A 13,920-nucleotide genomic window follows, 5' to 3' on the forward strand; every position below is an offset into this window, starting at 1 on the left:
CCAGGGTTAATCCACAGCTTCCGCCAGCCTCGTGCAGGCAACCGATCATTAAGCCTAACCAGTCATTATAACCGTGACGGACTCGGTGATTCCGGGGTGGGGACAGGTGCAAGAATGGCGACCACGCGGGCGGCGCTGACGGACGAAGACATCCGCACCCTGGTGAAGGGCGCGACGCCGGACGAGCGGGCCGTGGCGGCCCACAAGCTGTGCCGGAACATCGACCGCTACGAACTGTCGGACGAGGAACGGGTCCAGGCGCAGGAAATCCTGCGGGTCATGGCCGCCGACGCCGCGGAGCTGGTCCGCCGCGCGCTCGCCGTCACCCTGAAGAACTCCACCATCGTCCCGCGCGACGTCGCTCTGCGTCTGGCCAAGGACGTCGAGAGCATCTCCCTGCCGATGCTGTCGGCGTCGCCGGTGTTCACCGATGAGGACCTGGCCGAGATCGTCCGGCTCGGTGGTCCAGTCCGCCAAGTCGTTATCGCGAAACGCCCCCGCGTCTCCCAGACCGTCACCAACGCCATCGTCGAGTATGGCGTCGAGCGCGCGGTGGAGGCCGCCTGCGCCAACGACAACGCCGACTTCGCCGACCGGGCCCTGGCCAAGGTCATCGAGCGCTTCGAGAAGTCCGAGCGGGTCCTGGCCGCCGTCGCCTATCGCGCGGCCCTGCCGATGGCGGTCACCGAGAAGCTGATCGACCTGGTGAGCGAGGAGGTCCGCGACCACCTGCTGAACCACCACGCCCTGTCGCCCGACCTGGCGCTCGAGATCGCCATGGGCGCCAAGGAGCGGGCCACCATCGACCTGGTGGACCAGGCTGGCCGCGCGCCCGACGTGAAGAGCTTCGTCAGCCACCTGCACAAGCACGAGCGGCTGAACGCCTCCCTGCTGCTGCGGTCGCTGGCTCACGGGCACATGACCTTCTTCGAGTGGAGCCTGGCGGAACTGGCCAGCGTGCCGCACCATCGCACCTGGCTGATGATCCACGACGCCGGCCCGCTGGGCCTGCGGGCCATCTATGAGCGGGCCGGGCTGCCGGCCCGGTTGTTCCCGGCCTTCCGGGCGGGCGTGGACACCTTCCACTCCATGGAGTTCGACGGCGGTGCCAAGGATCGCGAGCGGTTCCAGGAGCGCATGCTGCAACGCTTCCTCACCCAGCCGGCCAACGCCGCCCGCGAGGATGTCGAGTACCTGCTTGAGAAGATGGACCGCATCTCCCACGAGGCCCGCAAGACCGTGCGGCTGTCTGAGAGCGCCTGACGCCACGCCACCCTTGCGCCGAGGGCTGAGGGCGCCCAAGCTGGGGCATGACCGAGATCACCCCCGACGCTGACATCAAGCCCGCCGCCACCATCCTGCTGCTGCGCGACGACCCCGCCTTCGAGGTGCTGATGGTCAAGCGGCATCATCAGATCGACTTCGCCTCCGGCGCCCTGGTGTTTCCGGGGGGAAAGTCCCACGCCGGCGATCATGACCCGGCCTGGGCTGACCACACCCTGGGGCATGCCGACTTCGATTTCGAGCAGCGGGGGCTGCGGATCGCGGCCATCCGCGAGGTGTTTGAGGAGGCGGGCATCCTGCTGGCCTCTCACACCGACGGCTCGCCCATGGGCGACCAGATCGCGCCGATGAATGTGCGCCAGGCGGTGGACCGCGGCGAGATGGCCTTCCTGGATGTCGTGAAGGACCTGGACGCCAAGCTCGACCTGCACGCGCTCACCATCTTCGCCCGCTGGATCACCCCGCCGCTGACGCCGAAGCGCTTCGATACCTGGTTCTATGCGGCCCTCGCGCCCGCCGACCAACTGGCCGCCTGCGACGGACGCGAGACGGTGGACGCCGAATGGATCGAGCCTGCCGAAGTGCTGCGCCTGGCGCAGGCCGGCGCGCGCAAGGTGATCTTCCCAACCCGCATGAACGTGCAACTGCTGGCCGAGGCCGGCAGCGCCGCCGACTGCGTGGCCCGCGCCCAAGCCCGCACCCTGGTCACCGTCCTGCCGAAGATCGAGGATCGCCCCGAGGGCCGCGTCCTGACCCTGCCGGCCGACGCCGGCTACGGCATCGTCGCCGAACCCCTGGCCAACGTGATGTGAGCTAGTTCCTCCCCCATCGGGGGAGGGGGACCGCCGAAGGCGGTGAAGGGGGTTACGGCTGCGCCGCCCAAACCCCCTCAGTCAGCCCATCGGGCTGACAGCTCCCCCGGAGGGGGAGCAATTGGATTTTAAAGCCCGGTTTCGCGGACCTTGGCTTCCAGGGCCTCGATCAGGATCTTACCCACCGGGTGATCGTCGGTCTTGATGTCGTCGCGGACGGCGGCCTTGATGGCGTCGATGTGGGCGTCGATCAGGGCGATCGGGGCCTGCATGCGCTTGTCCTTGTCGTCGATCAGCCGGCACAGCGACGCGCCGATGCGGGTGATCAGCGGGAACTCGTAGGTGGTGCCCAGGCCCTTCAGGTCGTGGGCGCGCAGATAGAGGAATTCCATGGTCTCGGGCGTCATGCCCTCGGCCTTCACGCGCTGTCGCGCGGCCTCAAGCTTGACGACCTCGTCGTTCAGCCACTGGGCGAAGTTGCCCGACAGGCTCTTCAGCGCGGCCTCGGCCTTGGCGATCGCGCCCGGATCGATAGCGCCGAACCGGCCTCCAACCTTCAGGCGAAGGGTGTTGGGGACCTGGATCACCTGACCGGAATTCTCTTGGCTCACGACTCGGCTCCTGCACTTTCGTCCACAGAAGCCTAGTTCGCAGGCGTTAACAACGAATGAGGCAGGGGTGCGGCGAGATGGTCACCCCGTCCGGGCCGCGCGCCATATCTAGACGGAGAATTGCTCGGCCAGCATGCGCTCTTCCAGGCTGCGTCCGGCGTCGAACAGCATGTACATGCTGATCTCGCGGTCCTCGGCGATGTGGACTTCCAGCACGTCGCGGACCTCAAGATTGTCGGCCACGGCGCTTACCGGGCGCTTGTCGGCCTCCAGGATCTCGAAGCTGACCTTGGCGGTGTGGGCCAGCAGGGCGCCGCGCCAGCGCCGGGGCCGGAAGGCGCTGATCGGCGTCAGCGCCAGGACCTTGGCGTCGAGCGGGATTATCGGCCCATGGGCGGAGAGATTGTAGGCCGTCGAGCCCGCCGGGGTCGCCACCATGGCGCCGTCGCAGGACAGCTCGTTCAGCCGCACCTTGCCGTCGATGGAGATGCGCAGCTTGGCGGTCTGCCGCGTCTGGCGCAGCAGGGAAACCTCGTTGATCGCTAGGGCCTTGTGCGGCTTTCCGTAGGTATCGACAGCGGTCATGGTCAGGGGGTGGATCACTGCCTTCTCGGCGGCGTTGATCCGCTCCAGCAGGCCGTCCTCGCTGTACTCGTTCATCAGGAAGCCGACCGAGCCGCGGTTCATGCCGTAGATCGGCTTGTGCCCGCCGCCCATCTGGTCGTGCAGGGTTTCCAGCATGAAGCCGTCGCCCCCCAGGGCCACGACCACCTGGGCCTCGCTCAGGGCGACGTCGCCATAGCGGGCGATCAGGGCCTGCCGTGCCTCTTGGGCCTCGGGGCGGTCGCTGGCCAGGAAGGCGAGGCGGGTCACGAAGGGCTCAGCCTTGAACATGGCGCGAGGTGCGCGAGAAACGCGGGTCTTGTCAAACCCTGCCGGCCGCCTGACGGAAGGCGGCGTTGGCGATGTCCGGGGCGAAGGGGCCAAAGGCGCCGACGGCCCGGCGTTCGCCCTCCTGGCCGCCCCCCGGCTTGCCGCCGTTCAGGTCGCGGACCAGGGCCAGGATGGTGGGGAAGACGCTGCGGTCGATGCCCACGGCGGCGCAGGCCAGGGCCAGCAGCTCGGGACGGTCCGAATCGACTGAGCGCCGCACATGCTCGGGATCGAAGCGGCCCAGGGTCGCCAGGCCGCCGACGAACAGGGACAGCTTGCTCTCGCGCAGGGCGCGCAGCAGGTAGCCGGGACGCAGCTGACCGGCGATGTCGAGCTTGGCCAGCAGCCGTCGCTCCATCTCTTCCTTCTCGCCCTCGCGCTGCCAGACTTCCGGCTGCTCGGGATGGTCGGGGGCCACGCCGCCGTGGGCCTCGCGCACCGATTCGGCGATGGCGGCGTCCATGGCCTCGGGGTCGAGGCGGAAGCGGGCGGTGAGCGCCTGGCGCAGGGCTTGGCCCACCCAGACATAGAGCTCGCGGGCCAGGTCGTCGGTGAGCCCGGGATGGTGCGCGCAGGGGGAGCGCAGCGACACGATCCGCCGGGAGGCCTGGACCAGGGCGGTCAGGTCCGCAGGGCCGATCCGGGCGGCGAGGTTGCCGGCCAGGGCGGTCAGCACCGCCGGCTCGTTCTGCTGCAGGATGGCGGCGACGACCGGCGGGCCGAGATTGGGGCGGCGCGCCACCTCGATCTGATGCTCGATGGTGGCCTCGGTCAGCAGGCGCACCAGATCTGGATCCCGCAACACGGGGCTGGAAGAGATGATCGGCCGGGCGATCTCGATGTCGTCCAGGGCCAGGACATTGATCAGGGCGGCCGGCGCCCAGGCGGCGGTGGCCAGCTTTTCGGCCAGCCGCCTGCGGATATCGCGCTCGGCCTCCACCACCAGGCTCATGAAGATCGAGGAGAGTAGGGCCTGGACCGGGGGCGAGCTCATCACCGCCTCGGCGCCTTCGCCCGCGTCGCACAGGTCGACGATGGCCAGCAGCAGGCGCTCGCGGTCCTGTACCGCGCGGCTCCTGGCGAGACCTAGGATCTCTTCGGTCTTGGCGGCTACGCTCAAACCCGTTTCCCTGCTGTGGAATCGTTCGGTCTGATTCTGCTCAGAGCCGTATGAAAACATGGTTACAAGCCGCCAACCACGAATGTGGCGCAATGGCGCAGCTTATTAAGTAGCGGGGGGCGATATGGCCGAACCTTTGATCCTGGCCCTGGACCAGGGGACGACCTCCACCCGCGCCATCCTGTTCGACGCCCAGGGCCGCGCCCTGGCGCAGGCCGGCCGGCCTTTGGAGCAGTTCTACCCCGCCGACGGCTGGGTGGAGCATGACGCCAATGAGATCTTCGCCGCCAGCGTCGCGGTGATCCGGGAAGCCATCGAGACGTCCGGCCGCCCGATCGCCGACATCACCGCCATCGGCGTCACCAACCAGCGCGAGACGGTGGTGATCTGGGACAAGACCACCGGCGAGCCGATCCACCGCGCCATCGTCTGGCAGGACCGCCGTACCGCCGCCACCTGCGAACAGCTGCGCCGCGCCGGCCACGAACCCCGCGTCACCGAGATCACCGGCCTGCTGCTGGACCCCTATTTCTCGGGGACCAAGATCGCCTGGCTGCTGGGGGACATCCCCGGCGCGCGAGCCAAGGCCCAGGCCGGCGAGCTGCTGGTGGGCACCATGGACTCCTGGGTCATCTGGAAGCTGACCGGCGGCAAGGTCCACGCCACCGACGCCACCAACGCCTCGCGCACCCTGCTGTTCGACATCCGCAAGCAGGCGTGGTCGGCGGAGATGCTGGACCTGCTGGACGTGCCGGTCTCGCTGCTGCCCGACGTCCGCGACTGCGCCGCCGACTACGGCGAAACCGACGCCGCCCTGCTGGGCCGCGCCATCCCGATCCGCGGCGTGGCCGGCGATCAGCAGGCCGCCCTGATGGGGCAGGGATGCATCAGGGCCGGCGAGATGAAGGCCACCTACGGCACCGGCTGCTTCATGCTGATCAACACCGGCGAGACCGCGCCGCTGTCGCGGGCCAAGCTGCTGACCACCGTGGCCGCGCGGCTGAACGGTCGGGCGACCTACGCCCTGGAGGGCTCGATCTTCATCGCCGGCGCGGCCCTGCAATGGATCAACGAGGGCCTCAACGTGCCCGGCGGCGGCTCGGCCATCGAGGCCCTGGCCCAGAGCGCCAAGCCTGACCACGGCGTGGTCATGGTCCCGGCCTTCACCGGCCTGGGCGCCCCCTGGTGGGACGCCGAGGCGCGCGGAGCCCTGTTTGGCCTGACCCGCGACACCACCCTGGCGGAGATCTCCCAGGCCGCCTTCGACGCCTGCGCCCTGCAGACCCGGGACCTGGTGGAGGCCATGCGCGCCGACGCCCCCACCGCTTTCGGCGCGGCCGTCGAGATCCGCATCGACGGCGGCATGTCGCGCTCCTCCTGGTTCAGCCAGCGCCTGGCCGACCTCACCGGCGTGCCCGTCGGCCGGGCCACCTACCAGGAGACCACGGCGCTCGGCGCGGCCCTGTTCGCAGGGTTAGGGGCAGGGGTCTACGCCACCGTCGAGGACGCGGCGGCCGCCCGCCCCGCCACCGAACGCCACGACCCCAAGCTCGACGGCCACGGCCGCGAAGCCGCCTACGCCCGCTGGCTGGACGCCGTGGCCCGGGTGCGGACGGAGGGGTAGGGGTTTGAGGGGTGAGGCGATGGATACCCTGACAGGACACCTCTCCGACGTCCCAGCTTCGGGAAACCAGGCCCTCGACCTGCCCAATCCCGTCCGGCCCGAGCTGTTCGCCGGCTGGGCCGAGCGGCGGCTGGCCAAGGCGGTCGGCTTGAGCCAGTTCGGGGTCAATCACCTGACCCTGGAACCTGGCGCGGGCTCCTCGCTGCGGCATTGGCACGAGGCGGAAGACGAATTCGCCTTCGTCCTGTCGGGCACGGTGACCCTGGTGGACGACAACGGCGAGCATGTGCTGGGCAAGGGCGCCTTTGCGGGCTTTCCCGCCGGTGTCGCCAACGGTCACCACCTGGTCAACCGCTCCGACGCCCCGGCCACGCTCCTGGTGGTGGGCTCACGCAGGCCCGGCGCTGAGATCATCACCTATCCAGACGACGCCATCGGACCGTTCCGCAAGTAGCTGATCCCGACCGCTGCCGCAGGCCTTGATCAATACTCACAAGCCGAAGACCGCGCTTGGGTCAGGGATGGAGGGGGCCTTCGCGACCAGGCCGCCAGCGGACTCTCGGAATGACCGCGAAGGGTGGGGAGCGGACATTGGCCCGCGTGGCGGTGCCGAGCGCTATCAAGCGAGCACCAACTCCGCGACAAAAGTAGCTAAGAAGACCACCACACCGAGCCTAATCGCCCACACGCAACAACTGACTGCTGCGTCTCTAATGTCTAAGTGCTCGCGACCAAGCAAAAAGCGCCAATAGGGCAGATTGTTAAATAGGGTCGAACGCAGGCTCGGCACCAGAAGTGCCCGCCCCTGTTTTTTTAGCGCCCCGACGCGGACCGCCAGGACGATCTGCCCTATTAGCGTTGCGACGAGGGCCGCTATCCCAATATTCCACGCAAACAACGCGTTCCCCTCCCACGCCGCGGTGGCATTTTATCGGAAGCCCCAAATCGAACAACCGCCACAACTTCGATGTCAGCCTAGACTAGAAGCGGACATCGCCGAGGTCGGCTCAGGGTCGTGAGCGGCCATTGAAGGGTTGACCGGAAGCGGACGCTGCCGCCCCCGGTTCATAAGCTCTGTTCGTCATGGCCGGGCTTGTCCCGGCCACCCATGATCTCCGAAGTTCAGCAAGGACCGGCGGCCTGCGCCGCGCGACCTGCGGCAAGGCGGAGATCATGGGTCCCCGGGACAAGCCCGGGGATGACGAATATTGTTTTGGGTCGTTGGCTGAAGCGGCTCCTTCGAACCCGGCCATTGGCGCTCTGTGCAAAAGCGGGCCTGGCCGGGCTCATGAGTCCACGCCCTACCCCAGGTGTCGCTTCCAGAAGGCCAGCCAGCCATCCCGCTCGTGCGCGGGGATTTCGACGTGGCGGCCGGGATTGATGTGCATGGTCTTCTCGGCTGAGCCGAAGGCGTTGAACAGGGCCAGGCCCTGCTCGCGGGTCATCAGCTCGTCCTCCCATTGGAACACGAACATCAGCGGGATGGTGATGGCCTCGGCGGCGGCCTTGTGGTCCTCCAGGCCGGGGAAGGCGCCGAACAGGCCGAAGATGGCGGCGGTGATCCGCGGCTCCTGCGCCACGAAGGGCACGCCGAAACGGGTGCCCATGGACACGCCCCAATAGCCCACCGGCTGGCTGGCGCCGACGAAGTCCAGGGCCTGGGCGGCGTCCAGCGCCGCCTTCCACTCCGCGACATGCTTGATCGCCACCTCGGCGTCGCGGGAGGGCCGCGCGGCGGCGCGCGGCCGCTCGCCCTGCTGCGCCTTGCGGCCGGCCTCAAGGGCGCCCGCGCGGGCCTTTTCGGCCTGCTCGCGGGTGATCCGGTCGCCGTGGCCCGGCGCGTCGATGGCCAGGGTCGCGTAGCCCAGGGTCTGGGCGTGGCTGATGGCGGCGGCGGTCAGGTTGGCCACCTTCTTGTGCTGCGAGCCGCCGTGGCCCAGCAGGATCAGGGGCCGCGGCCCCGTCGCGCCCTCGGGCGCCCAGATGACGCCCGGCACGGTGTCGCCGTCCACGCTCAGCCGGAACTCGCGCCGGGTGATCCCGTCCTGCGTCTTCTCGCCGATCAATTCCATGGTGTTTCCTCAAGAGGCGGTCCGTCTTTGCGGCCGTCAGGTTGCGATCAATTTCGCCAGCACGCCGGCCTGCGGCAGGGCTTCGATCCCGGCGACCGCGCGCACCACCTCGGCGGCCCGCGCGGCGCCCAGGGACGGCGTCATCAGCTCCAGCGCCTTGGCCTCGACTTCGTCGGCGGACATCGGATGGGACGGGAAGCCGACCACATGCGGGACGTAGACCTGCCGCACCTGCCCGCCCTTCAGCGTCACGATGACCCGGGCCGATTCCGTGCGCGGCTGGCCGGGCGGGGTCTCCTGGGCCGGGTCGTGGACCACGTCGATCCGGGCCATCAACGCGTGCACGGCGGCGTCGCCGGCCATGCGCTCCAGGGACTGGGCCGACACGAAGTCCAACCGCTGGTCGATCAGCATGATGGCGGTCAGGTAGCGCAGGTTCAGGGCCGGCATGGCCGCGTCGCGGAACGCCTGCCAGCGCCCCGGCATCTCGATGCGCACCGTGTCCACCGCCGAGACCTCAACCTCGGGCAGCAGGTCCAGCAGGCCCTGCACCGCCGGCTGGGTCGGCCCGCCCACCGGATAGCGCTTGTAGGCGGTGTGGATCAGTTCGGTCCGCTCTCCCAAGCCCTCGATCAGGCCCGCGCGGTCGGCGTCGCCGCCGGTGAAGATCTTCGAGCACATCCAGCCCTCGGGATGGTCCAGGCTGTCGCGGACCCCGGTGAACCCGGCCTCGGCCATCAGCGCGGCGTTCAGCCCCGCGCGCGCGCCCATCCCGGCGAAGACGAAGGACTTCTCCACGTGCTCGACATCCAGCAGCCATTGCCAGGACCCGCCGGCCTGCTGAGCGCAATAGGTGATCACGTCGGGGATGCGGTCCTGCGGCAAGCCCAGGATCGAGGCCGCCGCCGCCCCGGCGCCGAACACCGGACCGACGCCGTGATTGGCGATCCCCGCACGGCGCAGGTTGCCGATCCCCAGGGCCTTGGGAATCCGCCCCGCCAGCTCGTAGCCGGTGATCACGGCCCGGAGCACCGCCTCCCCTGAGAGGCCCCGCTGCTCGGCCAGGGCCAGGGCGACGCTCACCACGGCGGGACCCGGCTGGACGAAGGCCGACGGGATGAAGTCGTTGATCTCCGCGCCGTGGGCGGCCATGGCGCTGGCGAAGGCCGCGTCGCCGAGGGCCGCGGTCGCGGTGGTGCCGAGGATCGTGGCGGCGCTGCGCCGGGCGTCCCCCGACTGGGCGATGGCGAAGTCGCGGGCCAACCGTGCGGGCGCCAGGTCGCGGCAGGCGACGATGGAGGCCAGGGTGTCGAGGATATGCAGCCGGGCGAGACTGCGGAAATTCTCCGGGATCGCCGCCGCCTGGCTGCGGGCGATGTAGGCGCTGAGCGCCGGCCCCACCTGCACGGCGCTCACAGCCGTCCGACCTGTTCGGCCATGCTGGCGCAGGTGGAGAGCAGATGCTCGATGATCGCGGCGCGGCCCGTCTCGTCCACCCGTTCGGCGGGGGCGGAGACCGAGATCGCCGCGGCGGCGTCGGACTCCCGCGTCATGATCGGCGCGGCGAAGCCGACGACGCCGGGCTGGTAGCTGGCCATGGCGTAGCCGCGTTCCCGGACCTGCTCCAGTTCGGCGGTCACCGCCGCGACATCCAGGCGGCGCTTGTCGCGCAGGCTGGCGGCCGTCCGCGCCAGGACGGCCTGGGCGTCGGCGGCGTGGGCCAGGATCGCCTTGCCCCCGGCCGTCAGCGGGGCGGGAACCCGGCTGCCGATGCGGGTGGTGAAGCGGATCGGGCGCGGCGAGATCATCTTGTCGAGGTAGAGGACGTCGTCGCCGGCTCGGATCACCAGGCTGACGGTTTCGCCGGTGACCCGCTGAAGTTCCTGCAGGAAGCCCGACGCGGCCCGCTTGATCGGGTGCTCGGTGATGACGTTGGCGCCGAGCTCCCAGAGCTTCAATGTGGCGGAGTAACAGCCCGTCTCGGTGTTCTGCTGGACGTAGCCCAGGACGATCAGCCCCGCGAGGATGCGGTGGACCGTGCTCTTCTGCAGCCCCAGGCGGAGCGTCAGGGCCGACAGCCTCATGGGTTCCGGGGATCGGGTCAGGGTCTCCAGCACCGCGAAGGTGCGCGGCACCACGCCCTCCGTCGCCGAGGCAAGCTTCGCCGTCATGATGTCTCTCTCCCTCGGTTGACATGATCTGCCCTGGGGCCGACCAATCTGTCAATGGAACGTCGTTCCGCCTGGCGGAACATAGATCGGAGAGCTCTGATGGGCAGCGATGTGGTGGAGGCGGCCGTCGGCCAGAGCCCCGTGGTCGAGACGGCCAGCGGCAAGGTGCGCGGCGAACAGTTCCGCGGCGTATCGATCTTCCGCGGAATCCCCTACGGCGCGCCCACCGGCGGCGCCAACCGCTTCCGCCCGCCGCAACCGGTCACGCCCTGGGCCGGCGTGCGCGAGGCGGCGCTCTACGGCCAGACCGCGCCCCAGACCCGCAGCACGCTGTCCGACGGCGGCTATCCCGGCAACAAGCCGGAGATGGGCGAGGACTGCCTGGTCCTCAACGTCTGGACGCCGGGCGCTGACGCCGCCCGCCGCCCGGTCATGGTCTGGCTGCACGGCGGCGGCTTCGAAGCCGGCTCCGGGTCTTCGATGCTCTATGATGGCGTGAACCTCGCCTCCAAGGGCGACGTGGTCTGCGTCAGCCTGAACCACCGCATGAACGTCTTCGGCCACCTGATGCTGCAGGACGCGCTCGGCGACGATTTCGCCGGCTCCGCCAACGCTGGCTACCTCGACATCATCGCCGCCCTGAAGTGGGTGCGCGACAATGTCGGCCGGTTCGGCGGCGATCCCGGAAATGTCACCATCTATGGCCAGTCGGGCGGCGGCCGGAAGGTCAGCATCTCCATGGCCGCCAAGGGCGCCCAGGGCCTGTTCCATCGGGGCATTGTCCAGAGCGGCTCGCACCTGCGCCTGACCCCGCGAGACCGGGCCAACGAACAGCTGGACCGCCTGCTGGCCCATCTGGGCCTCGGCCGCGCCGACGCCCGCAAGCTGCAGGACCTGGACGTCGTGGACCTGATCAAGGCCAACCGGGCGCTGCTGCGCGAGCATCCATCCCGTTTCTCCCCCACCATCGACGACGTGGTCTTCGACGCCCACCCCTGGGACCCGGCGGCGCCCGCCATCTCGGCCCAGCTTCCGATGATGGTGGGGACCTGCCGCACCGAACTCTCCAACCAGGTGGGCAGCGCCGACGAGACCACCTTCGACCTGGACGAGGCGGGTCTGGCCGCGCGGCTGAAGGGCTATATTCCCGAGGCCGACGTCGCCGAGATCGTCGAGATCTTCCGCCGGGAGACCCCCGGCGCCTCGCCCTCGGAGCTGTTCTTCAACATCATCACCGCGCGGGGCTACTGGCGCGACAGCGTCCTGCAGACGCAGCTCAAGGCCATCCAGGGCGCCGCGCCGGTCTGGTCCTATCGCCTGATGTGGCGCACGCCGGTGGAGGGCGGGCGGCGCTTCACGCCCCACTCGCTGGACCTGCCCTTCATATTCGACAACGTCTCCAAGGCCCGCCACATGGTGGGCGAGGCCAGCCAGGAGACCGCCGCCATGGCCCACCAGATGAGCCAGGCCTGGCTGGCCTTCGCGCGCACCGGCGATCCCAACACCGCCGCCATCCCGTCGTGGCGCCCTTACGACCTGGACCAGCGCACCGTGATGCTGTTCGACACGACATCGAAGGCGCAGAGCGACCCGCACCGGTGCGAACGCCTGGCGATGGACCGCTACCCCACCCAGCAGCTCAAGGGCACGCTGCACCGGCAAGCCGCGGCGCTCCCGGCCTAGGCCTCCAGGCCGTACAGCTCTTCCAGGTCGCGCAGGTACTGGGCGCGGTCGGTGAACAGCCGGGCCTCCAGGCCGCTGGCCAGCGCCGCCTCCACATTGGCGGCCTTGTCGTCGAAGAAGATCAGCGCCTCGCGCGGGAAGGGGATCTGGGCCAGCATCGTCTCAAAGAAGGCGGCCTGCGGCTTGGCGGCGCCCAGGCGGCAGGAGAGGAACAGGCCGTCCATCCGTTCGCCATAGCCCAAGGCGGTCTCGACGTGGGCGGCCCAGAAGGCGTCCTGGTTGGAGCCGAGGTAACAGGCGATCCCGGCGGCCCGCAGCCGCCGGACATCCTCCAGCATGGCGGGGTCGGGGATGACGTGTCCCTCGGCCCAGCGCGTCAGATAGGTCGCCACGTCGTGCGGCCAGCCGGCCTCGGCCAGGGCGCGCTCACAGGCGGCGACGAAGGCGATGACATCGGCCAGGGTCTCGGGCGCGGCGGTGCGATAGAAGCCTGTGACGAAATCGCGGTGCTGCTGCGCGCTCCACACCCAGTCCTGAGTCCCGAACGGCCCGGCATGCTGCAGCACGCCGTCGGCGTCGAAGATCACCCCGCTGAGTTTGCGCGCGCCCATGTCATGAACCTTCACCTCGAACGCGTGTAGTTCAACCCCGGCTTGACGCTAGGGCGTTGCGGCGCGACCCTATGAACAACGATCACAAACGATCACTCAAGGGAGGCTGTCATGGCCGATGGTTCGCTTGCAGGCGCAAATTCGCTCAAGGGCAAGGTCAGCGCCGAGGAATGGGAAGCGCGAGTCGATCTCGCCGCCCTGTACCGACTGGTGGCGCTCTACGGGTGGGACGACATGATCTACACCCACATCTCGGCCCGTATTCCCGGGCCCGATCACCACTTTCTGATCAATCCCTACGGCATGTATTTCGGCGAGATGACCGCCTCGTCCCTGGTGAAGATCGACCTGGACGGCAAGATTCTCCAGGAGACCCCGTACTTCATCAATCCGGCGGGCTTCACCATTCACTCGGCGATCCACGCCGCCCGCGAAGACGCCAAGTTCGTGATGCACCTGCATTCCGACGACGGCGTCGCGGTGGCGGCCCAGAAGGAAGGTCTGCTGCCCCTGTCGCAGCACGCCTGCATCGTCCTGCCCCGGCTGGCCTATCACGACTATGAGGGGATCGCCCTGAACCTCGACGAACGCGAGCGCCTGGTCGCCGACATTGGCGAGAAGACCCTGATGTTGCTGCGCAATCACGGCACCCTGTCGGTTGGTGAAAGCGCCGCCGACTGCTGGACCGGCATGTACTATCTGGAACGCGCCTGCCAGATGCAGATCAAGGCTCTGACGGCCGGTCGGGAGAATGTGCTGTTCGCGCCCGAGGCCGCTCAGATGGAGGTCAAGGGCCAGGTGATGCGCGGCATCGGCGGCAAGCTGGCCTGGCCGGGCGCCCTGCGCCGTCTGGACCGGGAGCTGCCAGGCTACGACGCCTAGCGGGACAGCGCCGGTTGAGGCGCCTGTCGCGGTTCAACCGGCTGATTCCTCACCTAGCGGAAGCCGGACGCTCCTGACGGGACGGTTTCGCAGAACAGAAGTCTTTGGGCGTCGGGA

At 69.1% G+C, this 13,920-nt stretch carries 13 protein-coding genes; 6 read left to right on the forward strand and 7 right to left on the reverse strand.

Going from position 1 to position 13,920, the window contains the following annotated elements:
* Positions 1 to 114 precede the first annotated feature (114 nt).
* Both spbR and Q7J39_RS19085 read left to right on the forward strand, forming a co-directional pair.
* On the forward strand, positions 115 to 1,263 hold the full coding sequence (spbR, locus tag Q7J39_RS19080; protein ID WP_304829122.1) for a pole-localized protein SpbR: 1,149 nt from the start codon (positions 115 to 117) through the stop codon (positions 1,261 to 1,263).
* A 47-nt stretch (positions 1,264 to 1,310) separates the two neighbouring features.
* A complete protein-coding gene (locus Q7J39_RS19085) occupies positions 1,311 to 2,096 on the forward strand; it encodes an NUDIX hydrolase (protein WP_304829124.1) in 786 nt (261 codons plus the stop codon).
* Positions 2,097 to 2,224: 128 nt separating this feature from the next.
* On the opposite strand, the gene Q7J39_RS19090 is transcribed toward Q7J39_RS19085, so the two are convergent.
* From Q7J39_RS19090 to Q7J39_RS19100, 3 genes are all read right to left on the reverse strand, one after another.
* Positions 2,225 to 2,707, reverse strand: a complete 483-nt coding sequence (locus tag Q7J39_RS19090) for an Hpt domain-containing protein (protein WP_304829127.1) — start codon at positions 2,705 to 2,707, stop codon at positions 2,225 to 2,227.
* A gap of 108 nt (positions 2,708 to 2,815) precedes the next feature.
* Complete coding sequence (locus tag Q7J39_RS19095) at positions 2,816 to 3,601, reverse strand: NAD kinase (protein ID WP_304829128.1); 786 nt, start codon at positions 3,599 to 3,601, stop codon at positions 2,816 to 2,818.
* Positions 3,602 to 3,632: 31 nt separating this feature from the next.
* The gene (locus tag Q7J39_RS19100) at positions 3,633 to 4,760 is read right to left on the reverse strand and encodes a DUF2336 domain-containing protein (protein WP_304829131.1); all 1,128 of its coding nucleotides are present in this window, start codon (positions 4,758 to 4,760) and stop codon (positions 3,633 to 3,635) included.
* Positions 4,761 to 4,884: 124 nt separating this feature from the next.
* Here Q7J39_RS19100 and glpK point away from each other — a divergent pair, with 124 nt between their 5' ends.
* Both glpK and Q7J39_RS19110 read left to right on the forward strand, forming a co-directional pair.
* The gene (gene glpK / locus Q7J39_RS19105) at positions 4,885 to 6,384 is read left to right on the forward strand and encodes a glycerol kinase GlpK (protein WP_304829133.1); all 1,500 of its coding nucleotides are present in this window, start codon (positions 4,885 to 4,887) and stop codon (positions 6,382 to 6,384) included.
* Positions 6,385 to 6,403: 19 nt separating this feature from the next.
* Positions 6,404 to 6,838, forward strand: coding sequence for a cupin domain-containing protein (locus Q7J39_RS19110; protein ID WP_304829136.1), 435 nt, complete (start codon positions 6,404 to 6,406; stop codon positions 6,836 to 6,838).
* A gap of 847 nt (positions 6,839 to 7,685) precedes the next feature.
* Here the strand turns inward: Q7J39_RS19110 and Q7J39_RS19115 are convergent.
* The 3 genes from Q7J39_RS19115 to Q7J39_RS19125 are packed head-to-tail and all read right to left on the reverse strand — an operon-like array spanning position 7,686 to position 10,627.
* Positions 7,686 to 8,456: a dienelactone hydrolase family protein gene (locus tag Q7J39_RS19115; protein WP_304829139.1), complete on the reverse strand. Its 771-nt coding sequence runs from the start codon at positions 8,454 to 8,456 to the stop codon at positions 7,686 to 7,688.
* A 36-nt stretch (positions 8,457 to 8,492) separates the two neighbouring features.
* Positions 8,493 to 9,872, reverse strand: coding sequence for an MmgE/PrpD family protein (locus Q7J39_RS19120; RefSeq protein ID WP_304829142.1), 1,380 nt, complete (start codon positions 9,870 to 9,872; stop codon positions 8,493 to 8,495).
* On the reverse strand, positions 9,869 to 10,627 hold the full coding sequence (locus tag Q7J39_RS19125) for an IclR family transcriptional regulator (protein ID WP_304829145.1): 759 nt from the start codon (positions 10,625 to 10,627) through the stop codon (positions 9,869 to 9,871). Before Q7J39_RS19125 ends, Q7J39_RS19120 begins: the two co-directional genes overlap by 4 nt.
* A gap of 99 nt (positions 10,628 to 10,726) precedes the next feature.
* On the opposite strand from Q7J39_RS19125, the gene Q7J39_RS19130 reads away from it, so the two are divergent.
* A complete protein-coding gene (locus Q7J39_RS19130; RefSeq protein WP_304829149.1) occupies positions 10,727 to 12,310 on the forward strand; it encodes a carboxylesterase/lipase family protein in 1,584 nt (527 codons plus the stop codon).
* Here Q7J39_RS19130 and Q7J39_RS19135 read toward each other — a convergent pair.
* The gene (locus Q7J39_RS19135; RefSeq protein WP_304829152.1) at positions 12,307 to 12,921 is read right to left on the reverse strand and encodes an HAD-IA family hydrolase; all 615 of its coding nucleotides are present in this window, start codon (positions 12,919 to 12,921) and stop codon (positions 12,307 to 12,309) included. The two genes, Q7J39_RS19130 and Q7J39_RS19135, sit on opposite strands and share 4 nt — an antisense overlap.
* 111 nt (positions 12,922 to 13,032) lie before the next feature.
* Here Q7J39_RS19135 and Q7J39_RS19140 point away from each other — a divergent pair, with 111 nt between their 5' ends.
* Complete coding sequence (locus Q7J39_RS19140; RefSeq protein ID WP_304829155.1) at positions 13,033 to 13,803, forward strand: class II aldolase/adducin family protein; 771 nt, start codon at positions 13,033 to 13,035, stop codon at positions 13,801 to 13,803.
* The last annotated feature ends 117 nt before the right edge of the window (positions 13,804 to 13,920 follow it).

It is taken from the genome of Phenylobacterium sp. (genome assembly GCF_030651185.1).
Lineage (GTDB): Bacteria > Pseudomonadota > Alphaproteobacteria > Caulobacterales > Caulobacteraceae > Phenylobacterium.

Excerpts from the sequence above, each read along its gene's own strand:
- spbR (WP_304829122.1), top strand. The coding sequence starts at position 115 with ATGGCGACCACGCGGGCGGCGCTGACGGACGAAGACATCCGCACCCTG.
- Q7J39_RS19085 (WP_304829124.1), top strand. The coding sequence starts at position 1,311 with ATGACCGAGATCACCCCCGACGCTGACATCAAGCCCGCCGCCACCATC.
- Q7J39_RS19095 (WP_304829128.1), bottom strand. The coding sequence starts at position 3,601 with ATGTTCAAGGCTGAGCCCTTCGTGACCCGCCTCGCCTTCCTGGCCAGC.
- glpK (WP_304829133.1), top strand. The coding sequence starts at position 4,885 with ATGGCCGAACCTTTGATCCTGGCCCTGGACCAGGGGACGACCTCCACC.
- Q7J39_RS19110 (WP_304829136.1), top strand. The coding sequence starts at position 6,404 with ATGGATACCCTGACAGGACACCTCTCCGACGTCCCAGCTTCGGGAAAC.
- Q7J39_RS19115 (WP_304829139.1), bottom strand. The coding sequence starts at position 8,456 with ATGGAATTGATCGGCGAGAAGACGCAGGACGGGATCACCCGGCGCGAG.
- Q7J39_RS19125 (WP_304829145.1), bottom strand. The coding sequence starts at position 10,627 with ATGACGGCGAAGCTTGCCTCGGCGACGGAGGGCGTGGTGCCGCGCACC.
- Q7J39_RS19130 (WP_304829149.1), top strand. The coding sequence starts at position 10,727 with ATGGGCAGCGATGTGGTGGAGGCGGCCGTCGGCCAGAGCCCCGTGGTC.
- Q7J39_RS19135 (WP_304829152.1), bottom strand. The coding sequence starts at position 12,921 with ATGGGCGCGCGCAAACTCAGCGGGGTGATCTTCGACGCCGACGGCGTG.
- Q7J39_RS19140 (WP_304829155.1), top strand. The coding sequence starts at position 13,033 with ATGGCCGATGGTTCGCTTGCAGGCGCAAATTCGCTCAAGGGCAAGGTC.